Origin of the sequence: Nocardia bhagyanarayanae, assembly GCF_006716565.1 — a bacterium.
Lineage (GTDB): Bacteria > Actinomycetota > Actinomycetes > Mycobacteriales > Mycobacteriaceae > Nocardia > Nocardia bhagyanarayanae.
This window is the reverse complement of record NZ_VFPG01000001.1, coordinates 5,961,409-5,976,241: the sequence shown is the minus strand read 5'-3', so window position 1 is coordinate 5,976,241 and position 14,833 is coordinate 5,961,409. Positions and strand designations below refer to the sequence as shown.

Below are 14,833 nucleotides of genomic sequence, written 5' to 3'. Positions count from 1 at the left end.
TCGGTCGGCACGCGATCGTTCGCGTGCCACGGTAGGGCGCCCGCGCCGATTGCGGTGCGCCTTCACCCGACAGTGTCGCCCGCGGAAGCATTTTCGCGACGGAATCCGGGCATGAATCGGTTGGTCCGTGCCTGGTAGTCGCGGTAGCCCGGCCTCTTCTGCGCGCTGTAGTACTCGGCGGGGACAGCGCCGGTGTAGAACACGAGACACCAGTACATGATCGCCGACAGCGCGAACAGTCCGAGGCAGGCGCCGATCGCCGCGACGGGTGTGAATTCATCGAATGCTCGGCGGAGCACCGGCAGGCACAGGACGATGATCGCGTTCCACTGCATCCACTGGAAGAAGTAGTTGGGGTGGCGGCTGTAATTCCAGAGTCCGACGTCGCAATGCCCCCGCGAATTCGTCGTCGACATCGACCGGACGAAACGAAGTTTCTGCAGGTCGGCGACCGACTCCAGCACCCACGACACCGCCCACAAGACCATGCCTGCCGCTGCGACCGCGCTCATTCCAGCACCGTCGATCCCGATCACCAGCGCTGCCGGTACGGCCATGACGGTGACGTTCGAGACTGCCTGGACCAGGATCTCGGCTACGAGGTCGAGCCGCTCGCTGCCCAGGGTGGCCTTCGCCCACCGCTTTCGCTGGAACCGGTAGCGCGGCAGCTCGTGGTCGAGTTCGCCGTGGCGCCACAGGGCGAGCGCGGCGATACCCATGCGGCCGCCCATCACCAGGAATACGACGGCCACAGCTATGGCGAGCGGGGATCTGTCACTCATCGCGAGCGTCAGGACGCCGAGGGCGACGAGGCCCCAGGGCCACGCGATGTCGACATAGGACATCCGGAGAGTGCGCCATCCCGGGATGCAGGCAGCGCCCACGAAGACGACGAACTGAACGCCGAGGTTCACCAGCAGGAAATCCCGCAGCGCCGACTCGGTGAGCATGGCGCCGAGGACGACCAGGGAAGCGAGGGAAGGGAGCGCGCGGTTCGCTAGTCCTCGCGCATTGCTGGATGGGGACGGCATGCGCAAACGGTAAGATACAAGTTAGCAACTTGCAAGTGGTGGTACTAGCCTTCGGATGGTGACCAGAGTTCAGGCGAAGCCACGGCGAAGCCAAGCCGAACGACGAGCCGAGACCCAGGATCGGCTGCTCAGGGCGACGGTATCGATGCTCGTCGAGCAGGGGTTCGTCGCGTTGAGCGCTGCGGCGGTGGCCGCTCGCGCGGGCGTTAGCCAGGGCGCGATGCAGCACTACTATCCGACGAAGGTCGCGTTGGTGAAGGCCGCTCTCGAGCGAATCGTCGAACGCTACGTGGCCGATGTACAGGCCCAGGTGGGCCCGTTGCCGCCGGGGGCCGGGAGGTTCGAGGCACTGCTCGACTTGCTGTGGGAAGTCCACAACCTGCCGATAAGTCGTGCACTGCTCGAGCTGTACGCCGTCGCCCACAACGATGGGGATCTCGCCGACGTCGCGGCCATGCTGGCGAACCTCGCGACTACCGCCGTCGGTGATCTGGCTGGTGAGCTGGTTCCCGAGGTCGCGGCGCGAGACGGCTTCCACGAATGGTTGCTCACCACCCTCGCCACGTTGCGCGGCACCGCACTGCTGGCGGTACCCGGGGCCGAACGGGCCCACCTGGACTGGCCCGCACTCCGTGACCGGCTGACGGCCTCACTCCCGCCACCGCCGTAGCCGGATTCCGGCGCCCTGCTGATCGGCCCGGCGAGCTGGTCGGCGGACACTCGATCGCCACGGCGGGACCGTCCCGTGGTGAAGCGCGCACGCCTCGAACTGCGCCTGGCTGTTCACTGCGCCGCGATGGCCGCCGTCAGCGCTCGGGCGGTGGCCAGCGTCGCGGCGATGTAGTCGTCGCGTTCCGGCTTGGTCGTGCTGGTCCGCAGCGGACCGAGCTGCACCTCGAAGGAGGCCGATCCATTCGCGTCGAACACCGGCGCGGCGAGGTAGCTCAGCGGTAGGTCGGCGGCGGAGTCCAGCTCGCTTCGGGTGAACGGGCGCGCGGTGAGCGCGGCGAGCTGGCGCAGCGCCCGCGCGCGCAGATTCGGTTGCAGCAGTTCGCTTCCCGCCGCGGCGAGCAGGTCGGCGAGCAGGTCGACCAGTCCGGCGTCGTCGGCGCGCGGCCGGAACAGCGCGACACCGCGCTCGCGCACCAGCGTCAGCAAGGCGCTCGCGGTGCGGCGGTCCGGCTCTGCGGTGGTGGCCAGCCAGGTGTTCTGCTCGGCCGCCGAACGCCACGGCATGACGGCCGCGCCCGCGGGGAATTGCAGCGGGATGCGGTGGCCGACAGGGATTCCGGGCACCGTGCGGTCCGGTCCGTGTCGCACGTCGAGGACGGTGAGGTGGTCGGGTTCGATGCGGCTCAGCGTCGCCCCGCAGCCGGTCTTCGCGGTCAGCTCGGTGAGCAGTTCGCCGACCCCGCGCGGCAGCCGGGCGGCGGTGAGCGCGACGAGCGCGGGTCCGACGCGATAGCCGCGCTCCGGGACACGCACCGCCCAGCCCGCGGCGTCGAGCTCGGCGAGCACGGCGGTCGCCGTAGCCCTTGCGATGCCGAGGCGTTCGGCGATCGTCGCGATCGGCAGCGGCTCCGTCGCGGTCGCCAGCAACGACACGATCTCGACCACGCGGCGGGTCGGCGGAGACGGCGAACGGTGAGCGGCGTCGAGTTCGGTGGGCTGCATGGGTCTTCCCTTGTGCCGGTGGGGTCGTCGACTTACGATGACGAATATAAGTCATTGTGTGTCGAATATTCGACACAGGATCGGAGAAGCGGATGATTCTCGATCGGTTTCGCATCGATGGGCAGGTCGCCGTCGTCACCGGCGCCGGGCGCGGGCTCGGCAGGGCCATCGCCCTCGCGTTCGCCGAGGCGGGCGCGGACGTGCTGGTCGCGGCGCGCACCAAGAGCCAGTTGGACGAGGTCGCCGAACAGATCGCGGCGGTCGGCAGGCAGGCCCACGTGGTCTCCGCCGACCTGAGCGACGCCGACGCGGCCGCGGGCTTGGCCGCCACGGCGGTGGACCGGTTCGGTCGCCTCGACATCGTGGTCAACAATGTCGGCGGCGCGCTGCCGTGCCCGCTGCTGGACACCACGCCGGAGGCGATGGCCGAGGCGTTCGCGTTCAACGTCGGCAACGCGCACGCCCTGGTGCGCGCGGCGGTGCCGCGCATTCTCGAAACCGCCGGTGGCGGTTCGATTCTCAACATCACTTCGACCATGGGTCGTTTGCCCGGCCGCGCCTTCGCCGCCTACGGCACCGCGAAAGCCGCTCTGGCCCATTACACCCGGCTTGCCGCGCTGGACCTGAACCCCCGCATCCGGGTCAACGCCATCGCGCCGGGCTCGATCCTGACCTCCGCGCTGGAGGTGGTCGCGGCGAACGACGCGATGCGCACCCAACTGGAGACCAAGACGCCGCTGCACCGCATCGGCGAGCCGGAGGACATCGCCGCCGCCGCGCTCTACCTGGTGTCCCCCGCGGGCAAGTACCTCACCGGCAAGGTGCTCGAACCCGACGGCGGCCTGATCACCCCCAACCTCGACCTCCCGATCCCGGATCTGTGACATGACTTATCGCGTAGTGCAATGGGGCACAGGCAATGTCGGCCACCACGCCTTGGCAGGCGTCATCGCCAACCCCGACCTGGAACTGACCGGCGTGTGGGTCTCCGGACCCGACAAGGCCGGTACGGACGCGGGCGTTCTCGCCGGGCTGGACCGCTCGGTCGGCGTCGCCGCCACCAACGACGTCGCCGCGATCCTGGACGCTCGGCCCGACTGCGTCGTCTACTGCTCGATGACTGACAACCGCCTGCCGGAGGCGATCGAGGACCTGCGAATGCTGCTCGCGGCGGGCGTCAACGTGGTCGCGTGCGCGCCGGTGTTCTTCCAATACCCGTACGGCGTGCTGCCCGACGAGCTGCTGAAGCCGGTGCAAGAGGCTGCGGTGCAAGGCAATTCGTCGCTGTGGGTGAACGGCATCGACCCCGGATTCGCCAACGACCTGCTGCCGCTGGCGCTCGCGGGCACCTGCCTGCGCATCGACCAGCTGCGCTGCATGGAGATCGTCGACTACGCCAGCTACGACAACCGCGCGGTCATGGTCGACATCATGGGCTTCGGCAAACCGCTGGACGAGACACCGATGCTGTTGCAGCCCGGGGTTCTCTCGCTGGCGTGGGGCAGCGTGGTGCGCCAGCTCGCCGCGGGCATCGGGGTGAAGCTCGACGCCGTCACCGAGACCTACGAGCGCGTCCCCGCCCCGGAATCGTTCGACATCGCCACCGGCCACATCGCCGAGGGCACCGCCGCCGCACTGCGTTTCGAAGTGCGCGGCATGGTCGGCGACCGGGTCGTCACGGTACTTGAACACGTCACCCGCCTCCGCCCCGACCTCTGCCACGACTGGCCCCAGCCCGCCCACCCCGAAGGCTCCTACCGCGTAGAGCTCACCGGAGATCCCAGCTACACAATGGATTTGGTGACCTCCAGCCCGCGCGGCGACCACAACTACGCGACCCTCCTCGCGACCGCCATGCGGATCGTGAACGCGGTACCCGCGGTGGTTTCCGCCCCGCCGGGGATCCTGACAGCGCTGGACATCCCGTTGATCACCGCGCCCGCGATCAGATCCTGACCGCCGCTATCGCGGGCCAATGTTGTTCGGCCGCACGTCGACTGCCGATCGCACGTCCGAGTTCGTCGGGTCGAAAGGCGCGACTTCGATCCGGGTGAACGTCACCTCGCCGAGTTCGCGCAGTCGTTTTCGTCCTGCACAACTCAGCGGAGGGCATGGAGTGACCACATTCGTCTTGATCCACGGCGCTGGGGATGTCGGTTGGTACTGGCATCTGGTGGAGGCCGAATTGCGTGCACGCGGCCATGAGACCGTAGCTCCGGATCTTCCGTGCGACGACGACTCCGCGGACTTGAACGACTATGCGGACACAGTGGTCAGGGCGGTGGGCGATCGGCAGGATCTGGTGGTCGTCGGCCATTCGTTCGGTGGCTTCACCGCGCCGCTGGTGGCCGATCGGTTGCCGGTCGGCGTACTTGTCTTGGTGGCCGGGATGATTCCGTCGCCGGGGGAGTCCCCGGCGGACTGGTGGACCAACACCGGTTATGGCGAGGCCGTTCGGAAGCAGGCCGAGTTGGACGGCGGTAGAACCGGCAACGCCGACCCGTTCGTCAGCTATTACAACGGTGTGCCGCGTGCCCTGGCAGAGGAGGCGTCGAGTAAGGAACGCGGAGATTCATCGACTGCCTACGGTTCGCCGTGGCCGCTCAATAAATGGCCCGAAGTGCCAACGAAATTCCTGTTGTGCAAGAACGATCAGTTCTTTCCAGCCGACTTCTTCCGCCGGCTCGTGCCGGAACGGTTGGGCATCGTTCCGGACGAGATCCCAGGTGGTCATTGCGTCGCGCTGAGCCACCCCCACGAGCTGACCGCCTCGAGGCGTACGCCGCCGAGCACGGATTGATCGGCGGCCACTAGCGATAGCCTGCAACGACACCGGCACGGCGGGCTCCGCCCCGAGAGGGCAGGTTGATCATGTGGCTACCCCGTCCCGGTGAACCACATGTAGTCTGCGGTCGGAGGGAGGGCCCAATGTTGATCGATTACGTTCCCGATAGGAATCTATACCCTTTCGAGTCGCGCTGGTTCGACTCGTCCGTTGGCCGGGTGCACTACATCGACGAGGGGACCGGACCGCCGATCCTGTTCTGTCATGGCTCTCCGACGTGGAGTTTCCTGTACCGCCACATCGTGAAGGACCTGCGTGGCCGGTATCGATGTATCGCGCTCGACTCCCTGGGTTTCGGATTGTCCGAACGCCCTGCGGGTTTCGGTTACACCATCGCCGAGCACACCGCGATTCTCGGCGAGCTGATCGATCATCTGCAGCTCGATGGTTTCGTTGTGATGGGACAGGATTGGGGTGGACCCATCGGTCTGAGCGCGGTCACTGCGCGCGCGGATCGGGTGCGCGGGGTTGTGCTGGGCAACACCGTGTTCTGGCCGGTCGAAGCGCTGGCCAACCGGGCTTTCAGCGTGATCATGGGTAGCCGTCCGATGCAGCGGCGAATACTCGAACAGAATTTCCTCGTCGAGCGCGTTCTGCTCGCAGAGCTCGGGCGCAAGCTCACCCCGGCCGAGGCCGACCACTACCGCGCGGTGCAGCCCACCGCGGAAGCTCGGCGCGGACTTGCCGCGACTCCCAAGGAAATTCGCGCCGCACGCCCGCTACTGGCCCAACTCGCCCGCGACGTGCCCGCCCTGCTCGGCGACAAGCCGGCCCTGTTGGTGTGGGGAATGCGGGACATGGTATTCCGTCCGAACGCATGTATCCCGCGGATGCGTGCGGCCTTCACCGATCTCGACATAGTCGAGCTGCCACGCGCGCGGCACTTCATTCAGGAACACGAACCAGAGGCGATCGCGGCGGCGATCACAAAGCGATTCCCGTAAGTCGACCCGTCGACGGCGGGGCTTCCGGGAAACGGAGGGAGATCGACGGTAGTCAAATGGTGGCTGAACGATATTCAAAAGCCGCCATTTGACTACCGTCGATCCAGCGCACCGCCATTTCTCTATCGAGCGTAGTCAAATGGTGGTTGGGGAGCTGACGCAGTGAGCGAACCTCTGTTGCAGCCGCACAAAGTAGACGGACTCCGACCGGCAAACTGTGCAGTGGTGGAGTGGGGGCTCGCCGAGGTCTTGAACAACGCAAAGCTCTGTGGCCCAGGGCATTTGGCTGAGCAGTCACCTGGCGAGGGCGTGAGCGAGCTGGCTGGCGACGGCGGTCATCCCCTCGATATTCGGGTGGTAGGAGGTGGCGACGAGGCCGATCTCCGGTGCGTCCGAGTTCAGGGGGCTGTTGAAGCCGTAGGTCCACGGGGAGGTGGCGCAGGCGTTGTGGTCGTCGGCGTTCGGGATCGACACGGTTTCCACGCCGGTTTCGTGGGCGGCGGCGCGGGTGGCGGCGATCAAGCCGTCGTAAGTGCGGCGCGCGGCCTCGGCATCCGATTGGGAGAGGGCGCTTTCGCGCAGATGGCGCCGTCGTGGTCGAGGACCGGGAGGTATTCGACGAGCAGGACGGTCGCGTTCGGTGCTGCCGACTGGACGGCGCGCACGACGTCGGCGATCGCTCGTTGCACCCGTTCGAAATCGGCTGGGGTGGGTTCCGCGGAATCGCCGAGGACGCTCGTGCAAACCTCCGAGGCCAGGAACGAGACCACGGAGAGCGCGCCGACGAGTCCCGGTCCGCAGCTGCGCGCGATCATGCCGCCGATCAGCCCGAGATCGTTGCCGCCGATGGTGATCGTGACCAGTTCGGTGTCCGGTGTGACCGCGCCGATCTGCGGCGGCATCACCGGCCCGCTGGGCAAGCGCTGTGGTTGGTCGAGGATGTTGGCGGTTGTGGCGCCTGAGCAGGTGACGTCGACGAGCTCCAGGCCGAGCGTTTCGGCGAGTTGCCCGGGGTAGTTGCGGGCCGAGGGCAGGCATCCCTCGTCGAGCATCGGCGTGATGCCCGGACCGGCGGCGTACGAGGCGCCTAGCGCGACATAGCGTGCCCCGGCGGCGACCGGCTCGGCGTGCGTGGGGCCGATACCGGTGGTGGCGCTCAGTGCTGCCGCGGCGGCGACCAAGGCGGCGAAGCGCGAAAGACGCCTTCCCGCTCGGAGATTCGCCGCGGTGCCGTCCCTGCGGTCGTCCTCGGAACGGACCGATGAGATCGAGCCCCGACGACGTGCACTGCGATCACTCATGAGCCCAAACTCTAGGCGCACATCCGGTTGTGTTCCGGCCGTGGACGTCGGGCCCGGCTCCGACGTCGCGTCTGCCTGCGCTCCCCTGGACACCACGTCCGTCCGGGCAAATCGGTGGCGGAGTCGTCCGATCCGGAACGCAGAGTTCGTCTCTCGACGCTCCCGAGGAGCCCTCAGATGTCCAGCGCATCAAGCGCCCGATCCACATCCCTCTCGTCGTTGTAGAGGTGGAACGCGAACCGCAGCGCGCCCGCCCTGGCCGACGCGATGACATCCGCCCTCTCCAGCCGCGGCGCGAGATCGGCGGCGCCGGGGACCACGACGATCGCCGAACGCCCCGGCCCGGGCTCCCGGCCGAGCGCGGTGAGACCCGCACGGAAACGGTCCGCCAGATCCAGGTTGTGCGCGTTGATCTTCTCGACGGTCAGCTCCTCGATCAGGCTCAGGCCGGCCGACGCGGCGACGACGCCAAGCCAGTCGGGGGTCGCGTCGAAGCGGCGGGTGGTAGCGGCCAGCGCGCGCGGATCGTAAAGCTCGGCCCACCGGTCCTCGGCCGCGTACCAGCTCGGTCCGATCGGACGCAGTTCGGCGGTGGCCTCGGGCGCGGCGGCGAAGAACGCCGTGCTGCGCGCGCCGATCAGCCACTTGAAGGTCGCGCAGACCCAGTAATCGGCGTCGGCGAAGTTCAGCGGTAGCCAACCGGCGGCCTGGGTGGCGTCGACCAGCAGCCGGGCGCCGTTGACCGCGGTGGCGGCGCGGAGTTCCGTCAGATCGGTGATCCGGCCGTCGGCGGACTGCACGACGCTGACCGCCACGAGCGCGGTCTCGGGTCGCACCTGCGCGGCCAGCTCCGCCAGCGGAACCACCCGCACTGCCAGGTCGCCGCGATGCACGAAAGGCATGGACACCGAGGCGAATTCGCCTGCCGCGAGCAGCACCTCAGCGCCGGGTGGCAGCGCGGCGGCCACCAGGCCGACCAGCCCCGCGACACCGCTGCCGAGCGCGATGTGGTCCGGGTGCGCCCCAGTCAGCAGCCTGGCGAACTTCGCGCGCAGCTCGGGCACCAGCGCGTCGTCGGTCATCGGCCCGCCCCGTCCTGCGGCCCAGCGGGCGCTGGCCTCGGCTGTCGCGGTCAGCGCCCGCCGGGACGGCAGTCCGTACGAGGCGGTGTTGAGATAGATGGTCTCGGAACGGAATTCATCGGGCGCTAACGAGGACATGTTGTGCAGCATGCGACGGCGATCCTGATCCGTCCAGCGCCAGCGTCCCGAAAGTGGACTGTTCTGCGCGCGAGGGCCCGTCGGCGTGTAATTCCCGCCGCGCCTCGGTCGCGCAACTGGCTCAAAGGGCGGTCGCCCCGAGGTGCACCGGCGGCGGTCCGGAGACCGATCTGCGCGCGGGCCTCACTTCCCGTCGCCGACCAGCGCCCGGCGCGCCTCGGCCACGCAGTCGGCCCACGGGCGGTCGCCGAGTTCGGTGACGCCCGATTCGCCCATGAAGGCGCTGGACACGACGACGTCCGGGGTGAGCTCGGCCAGCAGGTCGAGACTGGCGAGCAACGTCTCGCGGTCGCTGTGCCCCTCCAGGTATCCGGCCCACCAGCCGTCCTGGCCGAGGATGATCGTGTCGCCGGTGAACAGGTACCGCTTGCCGTCGATGGTGGCCAGGTAGCTGGCGCTGCCGACGGTGTGACCCGGCGTGGGGATCACCTCGAGCCCGGCGATCGCGACGTGCCTGCTGTCGAACGGGTCGTCTACGGCGGTCTGGGTGACCTCGACCGCGTCGGCCTTGTGGACGTGCAGCCGGGCGCCGAATCGGTCACGGACTGTGGCCAGCGAGGACGCGATCTCGTCGCGATGGCTCAGGTACTGGTGTGCCACACCGCCGAGTTCGGCCATCCGATCGAACTCCGCGGTGAGCGTGGTGTTGTAGAACAGCACGTTGCCCTCGGGTGTGGTCCACAGGTAGGCGTTGGTGGTCAGGCCGGGAAATGGGCTCAACGTCTCGGTCTGCCACAGCCGGGGTGCGATCTGGCGCATGGTGTGCTCCTTTCGGTCTCACCCCTGAGGCGCTGGATCGAATCCAGCGATGCTGGATCACAGCGTCCAGCGGATCTCGCGCTGTGGTTGGTAGCGGCAGACCAGCCCGAGCGAGACACAGGCGCGCAGATGCTCGGCCAGCTCGGGATGCACGCCGTCGAGGCGGCGCAGCGCGTCGCGGATGCGGGCCGACACCGTCTTGCGCGCCCGCTCGGCGTCGTCGCCGAGCCTGCGGGTGCGTCCGGCGAGGCCCGCGGCGCGGCGCAGTTCATCCAGCAGAGCCGCGCGCTCACGGTCCAGCTCAACGGCGCGATCGTCGCGGCCGAGGTCGGTGGCGCGATCGATCTCGGCGTCCAGGGTGCTCAGCCGCCGCCGATACGAGGCCTTGGCCTGGTCGTCCAGCACCGGGTCGGAGCCCAGCGCGGTCGCCGCCCGCACGATCCCCTTGTCGGGTGCGCTGGACAACTCCAGGGACGGGATGTCCTGACCGGGATGCCCGACGAGGACGTGCAGATCGCGCAGGCCTTTGGCGTCGGGCGGGTGTGCGGTCCGTCCGTCGAACCGCAGCACCCAGACCGCGCCGTCGAAGCGGAACTCGTTGTCAGGCTGAGGCTTCGGTTCCGGCGTGGTCGCAGGCTGCCGGTGCGAGAGCAGCCGCAGTTGATCGCGGGCGGCGTCCAGCCACGGTTGGGCACGCAGGCGGTGCGCGACCTCGGCGGCGGTCTGGAAATGCTCGGCGGCGGTGGCGGTGTCGCCCGCGGCCTGGCAGACGCGCCCGAGCCAGTAGGCGTAGGGGCCGTACACCGCGCCGCCGCCTGCCACCACCGCCCAGTAGCGTTCATACGGAATCAGCCTGGTGCGCACCGTCTCTCGCAGTTCGGCATCGTCGAGGACCAGCGCGGCGTGCGCCTGGGCAACCAGGACGCCCGCGTGGAAATGCCGGGGATAGACCCGATACAGCGATTCGATGTCGGCGGCTCGGTGCGCCACCCGCTCGGTGTCGCCGCGGCGGGCGGCGGTGATCAGCTCCGGAACGGCCGTGTAGTCGCCCGCGAGCTCGCGGTAGCGGCCGACGAGCGATCCGGCTTCGTCCAGGTCGTCGGTGAAAAGCGCCAGGGTCCAGCGTTGTTCGAGCCACAGCGGCACCAAATCGACCTCACCGAGCCGAGCGCCGAGCGCGTACGCGTCGTCGATCGCGGCGCGCGCTTCCGCGAACCGCCCGCGCACCATGGCCAACGCGCCGGTGCGTGACAGCGCGACGAAACGATAGCGCGGCGAGCGCGCGCGTTCGGCCCGCGCCGTGAGATCGGCCAATTCGGTGTGCGCGCGGGGATCACCCAGCTCGAGCAGCGCGACGAAGCGCAGCAGCCCGGCCTGCAATGCCGCGTCTCCGACGTGGCCGAGAGCGCCGAGTTCGTCTGCGAGAGCGAGACGTTCGCGCGCGGTGCCGGGCTGCCAGATGGCGTCGTGGCGGGCGAGCAGCGCATCGGACAACGCGGTGTCGTCGCCGGATTCGCGGGCCAGCGTGAGGGTTTCGGCGCTGATCCGGTCGACGGTGTCGTGCCGGGCGGTGCCGGTGTGCACGCGCACCCTGGTGCCCGCGGCCAGCACCCGCACGGCGAGGGGATCGGTGCGCGGACGTTGGGTCAGCAGCAGTTCGTGCGCGCGTTCCATGAGGTCGATCTCGCGCTCGGCCTCGCGTTCCGGATCGGGCATGCCGAGTTCGTGCCTGCCGAGTGCCGCGCGCGCGAACAGCTCGGGCGCGCGATCCGCGGTGGCGAGCAGACTGTCGTAGGTGTGCCGGGCCGCGACCAGCTCGCCCGCATCACGTTGGGCGGCGGCGAGTCCCAGGGCGATACGGCCGCGCAGCTCGGTGTCGGCGTCCGGGACGAGTTCGAGCGCGTGCGCGTAGTGGGCGGCGACCTCGCGCGCGGCGAGTCGTCCGCAGGCGTCGTGCGCCGCCGCGAGCAGGTAGCGCAGCGTGCGCTCGGGGTCGACCGCGTCGCCCGCGCGGTGGGCGTGATGGGCGAGATCGCCGGCCGTCGCGCCGGAGACCGCACGTGGGAGGCGTTCGAGCGCCGCGAGGATCGCCGCGTGCCGCGCCCTCGTCTCGGCCGGATCGAGGCGGGCGAGCAGTGTCTCGCGGATCAGGTCGTGGGCGAAGGCATAGCGGTCCCCGTCGTTGGTCACCAGCCGGGCCCGCACGGCGGTCGCCAACAGGTCGGTGGAATCGGCGCGGCCGGTGCTCGCGGCGAGGGCCGGAACGGTGAACTCGCGACCGAGCAGCGCCGCGGTGGTCAGCGCGTCCACCGCCGCGGCGGGCAGCGGCGCGAGGCGCGCGTCGAGGGTCTGGCGCACGCCAGGGGTGAGGCTGTCGAGGGGACGACCCGCGTCCCACAGCCGTGTCGCCTGTTCGATCAGGAACGGATTGCCTCCGGTGAGGGCGCGCAGCGTGGCGACGATCCGCTCCGGTGGACGCTGTCCGGTCAGCGCGGTGACCAACGAGCCGATCTGCTCGTCGTCCAGACCGGTGAGCTCGATGGTGTGCGCGGCGGCCGACACCTCGCCGAACACCGCGCGCAGCGGGTGGTCGTCCGCGGCGATCTCGGTGTCGCGCACCGTGCCGACCAGGGCTAGGCGCTCGAACCACAGGTGCCGCGCTACGAACGCGAGAACCTGAAGCGAGGCGGGATCAGCCCGGTGCAGGTCGTCGATCACCACGAAGACCGGCCGCACGGCGCAGGCGGCGAGCAGCGCCTCGGACACCGCGTCACCGATGCGGAACAGCGAGGCGCTCGCCGGTGCGCCCTCGCGGGACTCGCCGATCAGGTGGGACAGCGCGTTGCCCGCGGCATCGTCGACCGCCGCCCACTGCCCGGGCGTCGCGACCCGGCGCAGCCCGCGCAGGACCTGGACCCACGGCCAGAATCCCGGCGTGCCGTCGCCTTGCCACGCCGTCGCGGTGAGCACCAGCGCCGCGTCCGGTCCGAACTCACCGACGACCTCGGTGACGAGCGCGGTCTTGCCGATCCCCGCCTCGCCGGACACCAGCGTCATACCGCCGTGGCTGGACACCGTGCGGCGCAGCGCTTCCCGCAGCAGCGCCGCCGGATGGTCCCGGCCGATCAGCGGGATTGCGGGCACCGTCGCCTCCTCGATGGTCTCCGACGAGACTATCCGCAGGGGCCGAACGGGCGGGGCGGACTCAGTTCGGGAAAGCGCCCGCGCCGGGGGCCGCGCCGGTGGCGATCGGTGATCCGCTGGGACGCAGCGCGGCCGCGTCGAACGGGATCACCGAGCTCGGCCTGTTGCTCGCCCGCACGAGGGGCTGGAGCAGCGCGGCCGGATCGAACCCGGCGATGGGCGAGACGACCGGTGCGGACTGCGGGCCAAGGCTGCCCACGTAGAGCTTGGCGCCGTCGGCGGTGAAGTTGACCGAGACCGGCGCATCCACGGGGACCGTGCCCGTCACGCGATCGGCCGCCACGTCGACGACCTGGACCGCGTTCGCGCCCGGCGTGGCCACCAGCAGCCGATCGCCGTCCGGGCTGAACGCGCCCGATACCGGGGCGCTGCCCGCCGGGAGCGCGATGGCGCCGAGCCGCTGCCAGGACTCCGTGTCGATCACCGAGACGTTGTCGCCGAGCGCGTTCATCGCGTACAGCTTGCGGCCGTCCGGGGAGACCGCGGCGAACGCGGGCACCGAGCCGTCGATCTGAATGCGTTCGCCGAGCTGGAATCCGCTCTCGGGGTCGAACGCGGCGGCGGTCGAGTCGGCGAACACCGCGTAGAGACGTTCACCGTCCGGTGCGATGGCGGCGGCGAGCGCGAGCGACGGCAGCGGCATCGACCGGACCAGCGTGTTGGACGTGGTGCTCAGCACGTCGATGGACGGGCGAGCGGTGACGACGTAGACGAGGTCCCGGACCGGATCGGTGATCGGTCGCGTCATGCCGTCGGTGCCGCTGATCGGGATGCGGGCCGTAACGCTGTCGGTGGCGCGGTCGATGACAGCTATGTCGTCGGCGCCGATGAACGGTGGGTTGAACGCCTGAACGTAGAGATGCTGTCCGTCCCGCGAGGCCGTCACCGCGGAGGCCTGCGGTCCGACTCCCTCGATTCGGCCGACGATCCGGTCGCTACCGGTGTCGAGAACGACGACCGCGCCCTCGCCCGCGACCGGGATGTAGGCCAGCGGCCCGGTATCGGCGGCCCCGGCGGTCGGCGCGAGCAGCGACAGGGCGGCTGCGGCGAGCGCCAACGCGCGCGACGATCGCCGCCGGAACCGGTTTGCCATCGTGGGACCTTTCTGGTGGGTATCCGAACGGACTATTCCGCGTAATCGCCGCCGCCGCAAGCGGTTGCCGCGCTACCGGGGCGTATTGGTCCGGATTCCGCGCGTCCCGGCGGTGTTCGGAGGCGGCTCAGGCCTCGTCGGCCCACATGTTGCTGAGCAGTCGATGACTCGGTGTGTCGGCGAGCGACTGGCTCGACTCGTAGATCCGTCGGTAGCCGGTCTCGGTGATGCGCCACCGCCCGTCGGCGTCGCGACGGTAGCGATCGGCGTAATATCCCGCGCCCCGGATCAACACGCCGTATTCGGTGGCGATGACGGTGTCCTCGAAGGCCCACGACCCGGTCGCGGTGTCGCCGTCGACGGTTATCTCGGGATGATTTGCGATGTGCACGGTGACGATGGTGGGTCCGACGTTCTGGCGCATGAAGTCGGTGATCGCTTCGCGGCCGTCCAAGACGAGCGGCTCGCCCATCGCGTGCGTGCCGTAGCGCCCGACCGCGTCGACGGCGAGGGTGTCGGCGAACTCCGCCCAGAGCTTGAGATCCAAGGTCCGGAAGTACCGGTACTTCAGTTGGCGCACGGCTTCGACGGCGGCGAGATCCATCCGCACAGCCTGGCACGACACGACCGGCTGGACAAGAACGTGTTCTCATTCGCCCTCGGGACGAATCCGCGCTCCCCGAATGGGTAACCGACATGCGG

General features: G+C 69.4%; 14 protein-coding genes. 5 read left to right on the top strand and 9 right to left on the bottom strand.

Annotated features, from left to right (window positions below):
- Positions 1 to 62: 62 nt before the first annotated feature.
- Positions 63 to 1,031 carry a DUF1295 domain-containing protein gene (locus FB390_RS26110; protein WP_141811333.1) on the bottom strand — a complete coding sequence of 323 codons (969 nt, stop codon included), beginning with the start codon at positions 1,029 to 1,031 and terminating at the stop codon, positions 63 to 65.
- A gap of 58 nt (positions 1,032 to 1,089) precedes the next feature.
- Here FB390_RS26110 and FB390_RS26105 point away from each other — a divergent pair, with 58 nt between their 5' ends.
- The gene (locus FB390_RS26105) at positions 1,090 to 1,701 is read left to right on the top strand and encodes a TetR family transcriptional regulator (RefSeq protein ID WP_185757177.1); all 612 of its coding nucleotides are present in this window, start codon (positions 1,090 to 1,092) and stop codon (positions 1,699 to 1,701) included.
- Positions 1,702 to 1,814: 113 nt separating this feature from the next.
- On the opposite strand, the gene FB390_RS26100 is transcribed toward FB390_RS26105, so the two are convergent.
- The gene (locus tag FB390_RS26100) at positions 1,815 to 2,705 is read right to left on the bottom strand and encodes a helix-turn-helix domain-containing protein (protein ID WP_141811331.1); all 891 of its coding nucleotides are present in this window, start codon (positions 2,703 to 2,705) and stop codon (positions 1,815 to 1,817) included.
- 92 nt (positions 2,706 to 2,797) lie between these two features.
- On the opposite strand from FB390_RS26100, the gene FB390_RS26095 reads away from it, so the two are divergent.
- The 4 genes from FB390_RS26095 (at position 2,798) to FB390_RS26080 (ending at position 6,494) form a co-directional block, all read left to right on the top strand.
- Positions 2,798 to 3,589 carry an SDR family oxidoreductase gene (locus FB390_RS26095; RefSeq protein ID WP_141811330.1) on the top strand — a complete coding sequence of 264 codons (792 nt, stop codon included), beginning with the start codon at positions 2,798 to 2,800 and terminating at the stop codon, positions 3,587 to 3,589.
- A 1-nt stretch (position 3,590) separates the two neighbouring features.
- Positions 3,591 to 4,661 (top strand): NAD(P)H-dependent amine dehydrogenase family protein, encoded by a 1,071-nt coding sequence (locus FB390_RS26090; RefSeq protein ID WP_141811329.1) that lies wholly within the window; start codon positions 3,591 to 3,593, stop codon positions 4,659 to 4,661.
- 160 nt (positions 4,662 to 4,821) lie between these two features.
- Positions 4,822 to 5,505, top strand: coding sequence for an alpha/beta hydrolase (locus FB390_RS26085; RefSeq protein ID WP_141811328.1), 684 nt, complete (start codon positions 4,822 to 4,824; stop codon positions 5,503 to 5,505).
- 128 nt (positions 5,506 to 5,633) lie between these two features.
- A complete protein-coding gene (locus FB390_RS26080; RefSeq protein WP_141811327.1) occupies positions 5,634 to 6,494 on the top strand; it encodes a haloalkane dehalogenase in 861 nt (286 codons plus the stop codon).
- 294 nt (positions 6,495 to 6,788) lie between these two features.
- On the opposite strand, the gene FB390_RS26075 is transcribed toward FB390_RS26080, so the two are convergent.
- The 7 genes from FB390_RS26075 to FB390_RS26045 all read right to left on the bottom strand — a co-directional run bounded on the left by FB390_RS26075 (position 6,789) and on the right by FB390_RS26045 (position 14,735).
- The gene (locus FB390_RS26075; RefSeq protein ID WP_141811326.1) at positions 6,789 to 7,016 is read right to left on the bottom strand and encodes an SGNH/GDSL hydrolase family protein; all 228 of its coding nucleotides are present in this window, start codon (positions 7,014 to 7,016) and stop codon (positions 6,789 to 6,791) included.
- Positions 7,013 to 7,795 (bottom strand): SGNH/GDSL hydrolase family protein, encoded by a 783-nt coding sequence (locus tag FB390_RS26070; protein WP_141811325.1) that lies wholly within the window; start codon positions 7,793 to 7,795, stop codon positions 7,013 to 7,015. The genes FB390_RS26075 and FB390_RS26070 overlap by 4 nt, the downstream gene beginning before the upstream one ends.
- Positions 7,796 to 7,968: 173 nt before the next feature.
- A complete protein-coding gene (locus FB390_RS26065) occupies positions 7,969 to 9,015 on the bottom strand; it encodes an aminotransferase class V-fold PLP-dependent enzyme (protein WP_141811324.1) in 1,047 nt (348 codons plus the stop codon).
- Between the two features lie 183 nt (positions 9,016 to 9,198).
- Positions 9,199 to 9,834, bottom strand: coding sequence for an MBL fold metallo-hydrolase (locus FB390_RS26060; protein ID WP_141811323.1), 636 nt, complete (start codon positions 9,832 to 9,834; stop codon positions 9,199 to 9,201).
- 57 nt (positions 9,835 to 9,891) lie between these two features.
- Positions 9,892 to 12,978 carry an ATP-binding protein gene (locus FB390_RS26055; RefSeq protein WP_185757176.1) on the bottom strand — a complete coding sequence of 1,029 codons (3,087 nt, stop codon included), beginning with the start codon at positions 12,976 to 12,978 and terminating at the stop codon, positions 9,892 to 9,894.
- Between the two features lie 61 nt (positions 12,979 to 13,039).
- The gene (locus FB390_RS26050; RefSeq protein ID WP_141811321.1) at positions 13,040 to 14,131 is read right to left on the bottom strand and encodes a YncE family protein; all 1,092 of its coding nucleotides are present in this window, start codon (positions 14,129 to 14,131) and stop codon (positions 13,040 to 13,042) included.
- A gap of 127 nt (positions 14,132 to 14,258) precedes the next feature.
- Positions 14,259 to 14,735, bottom strand: a complete 477-nt coding sequence (locus tag FB390_RS26045; protein ID WP_141811320.1) for a nuclear transport factor 2 family protein — start codon at positions 14,733 to 14,735, stop codon at positions 14,259 to 14,261.
- Between the last annotated feature and the right edge of the window lie 98 nt (positions 14,736 to 14,833).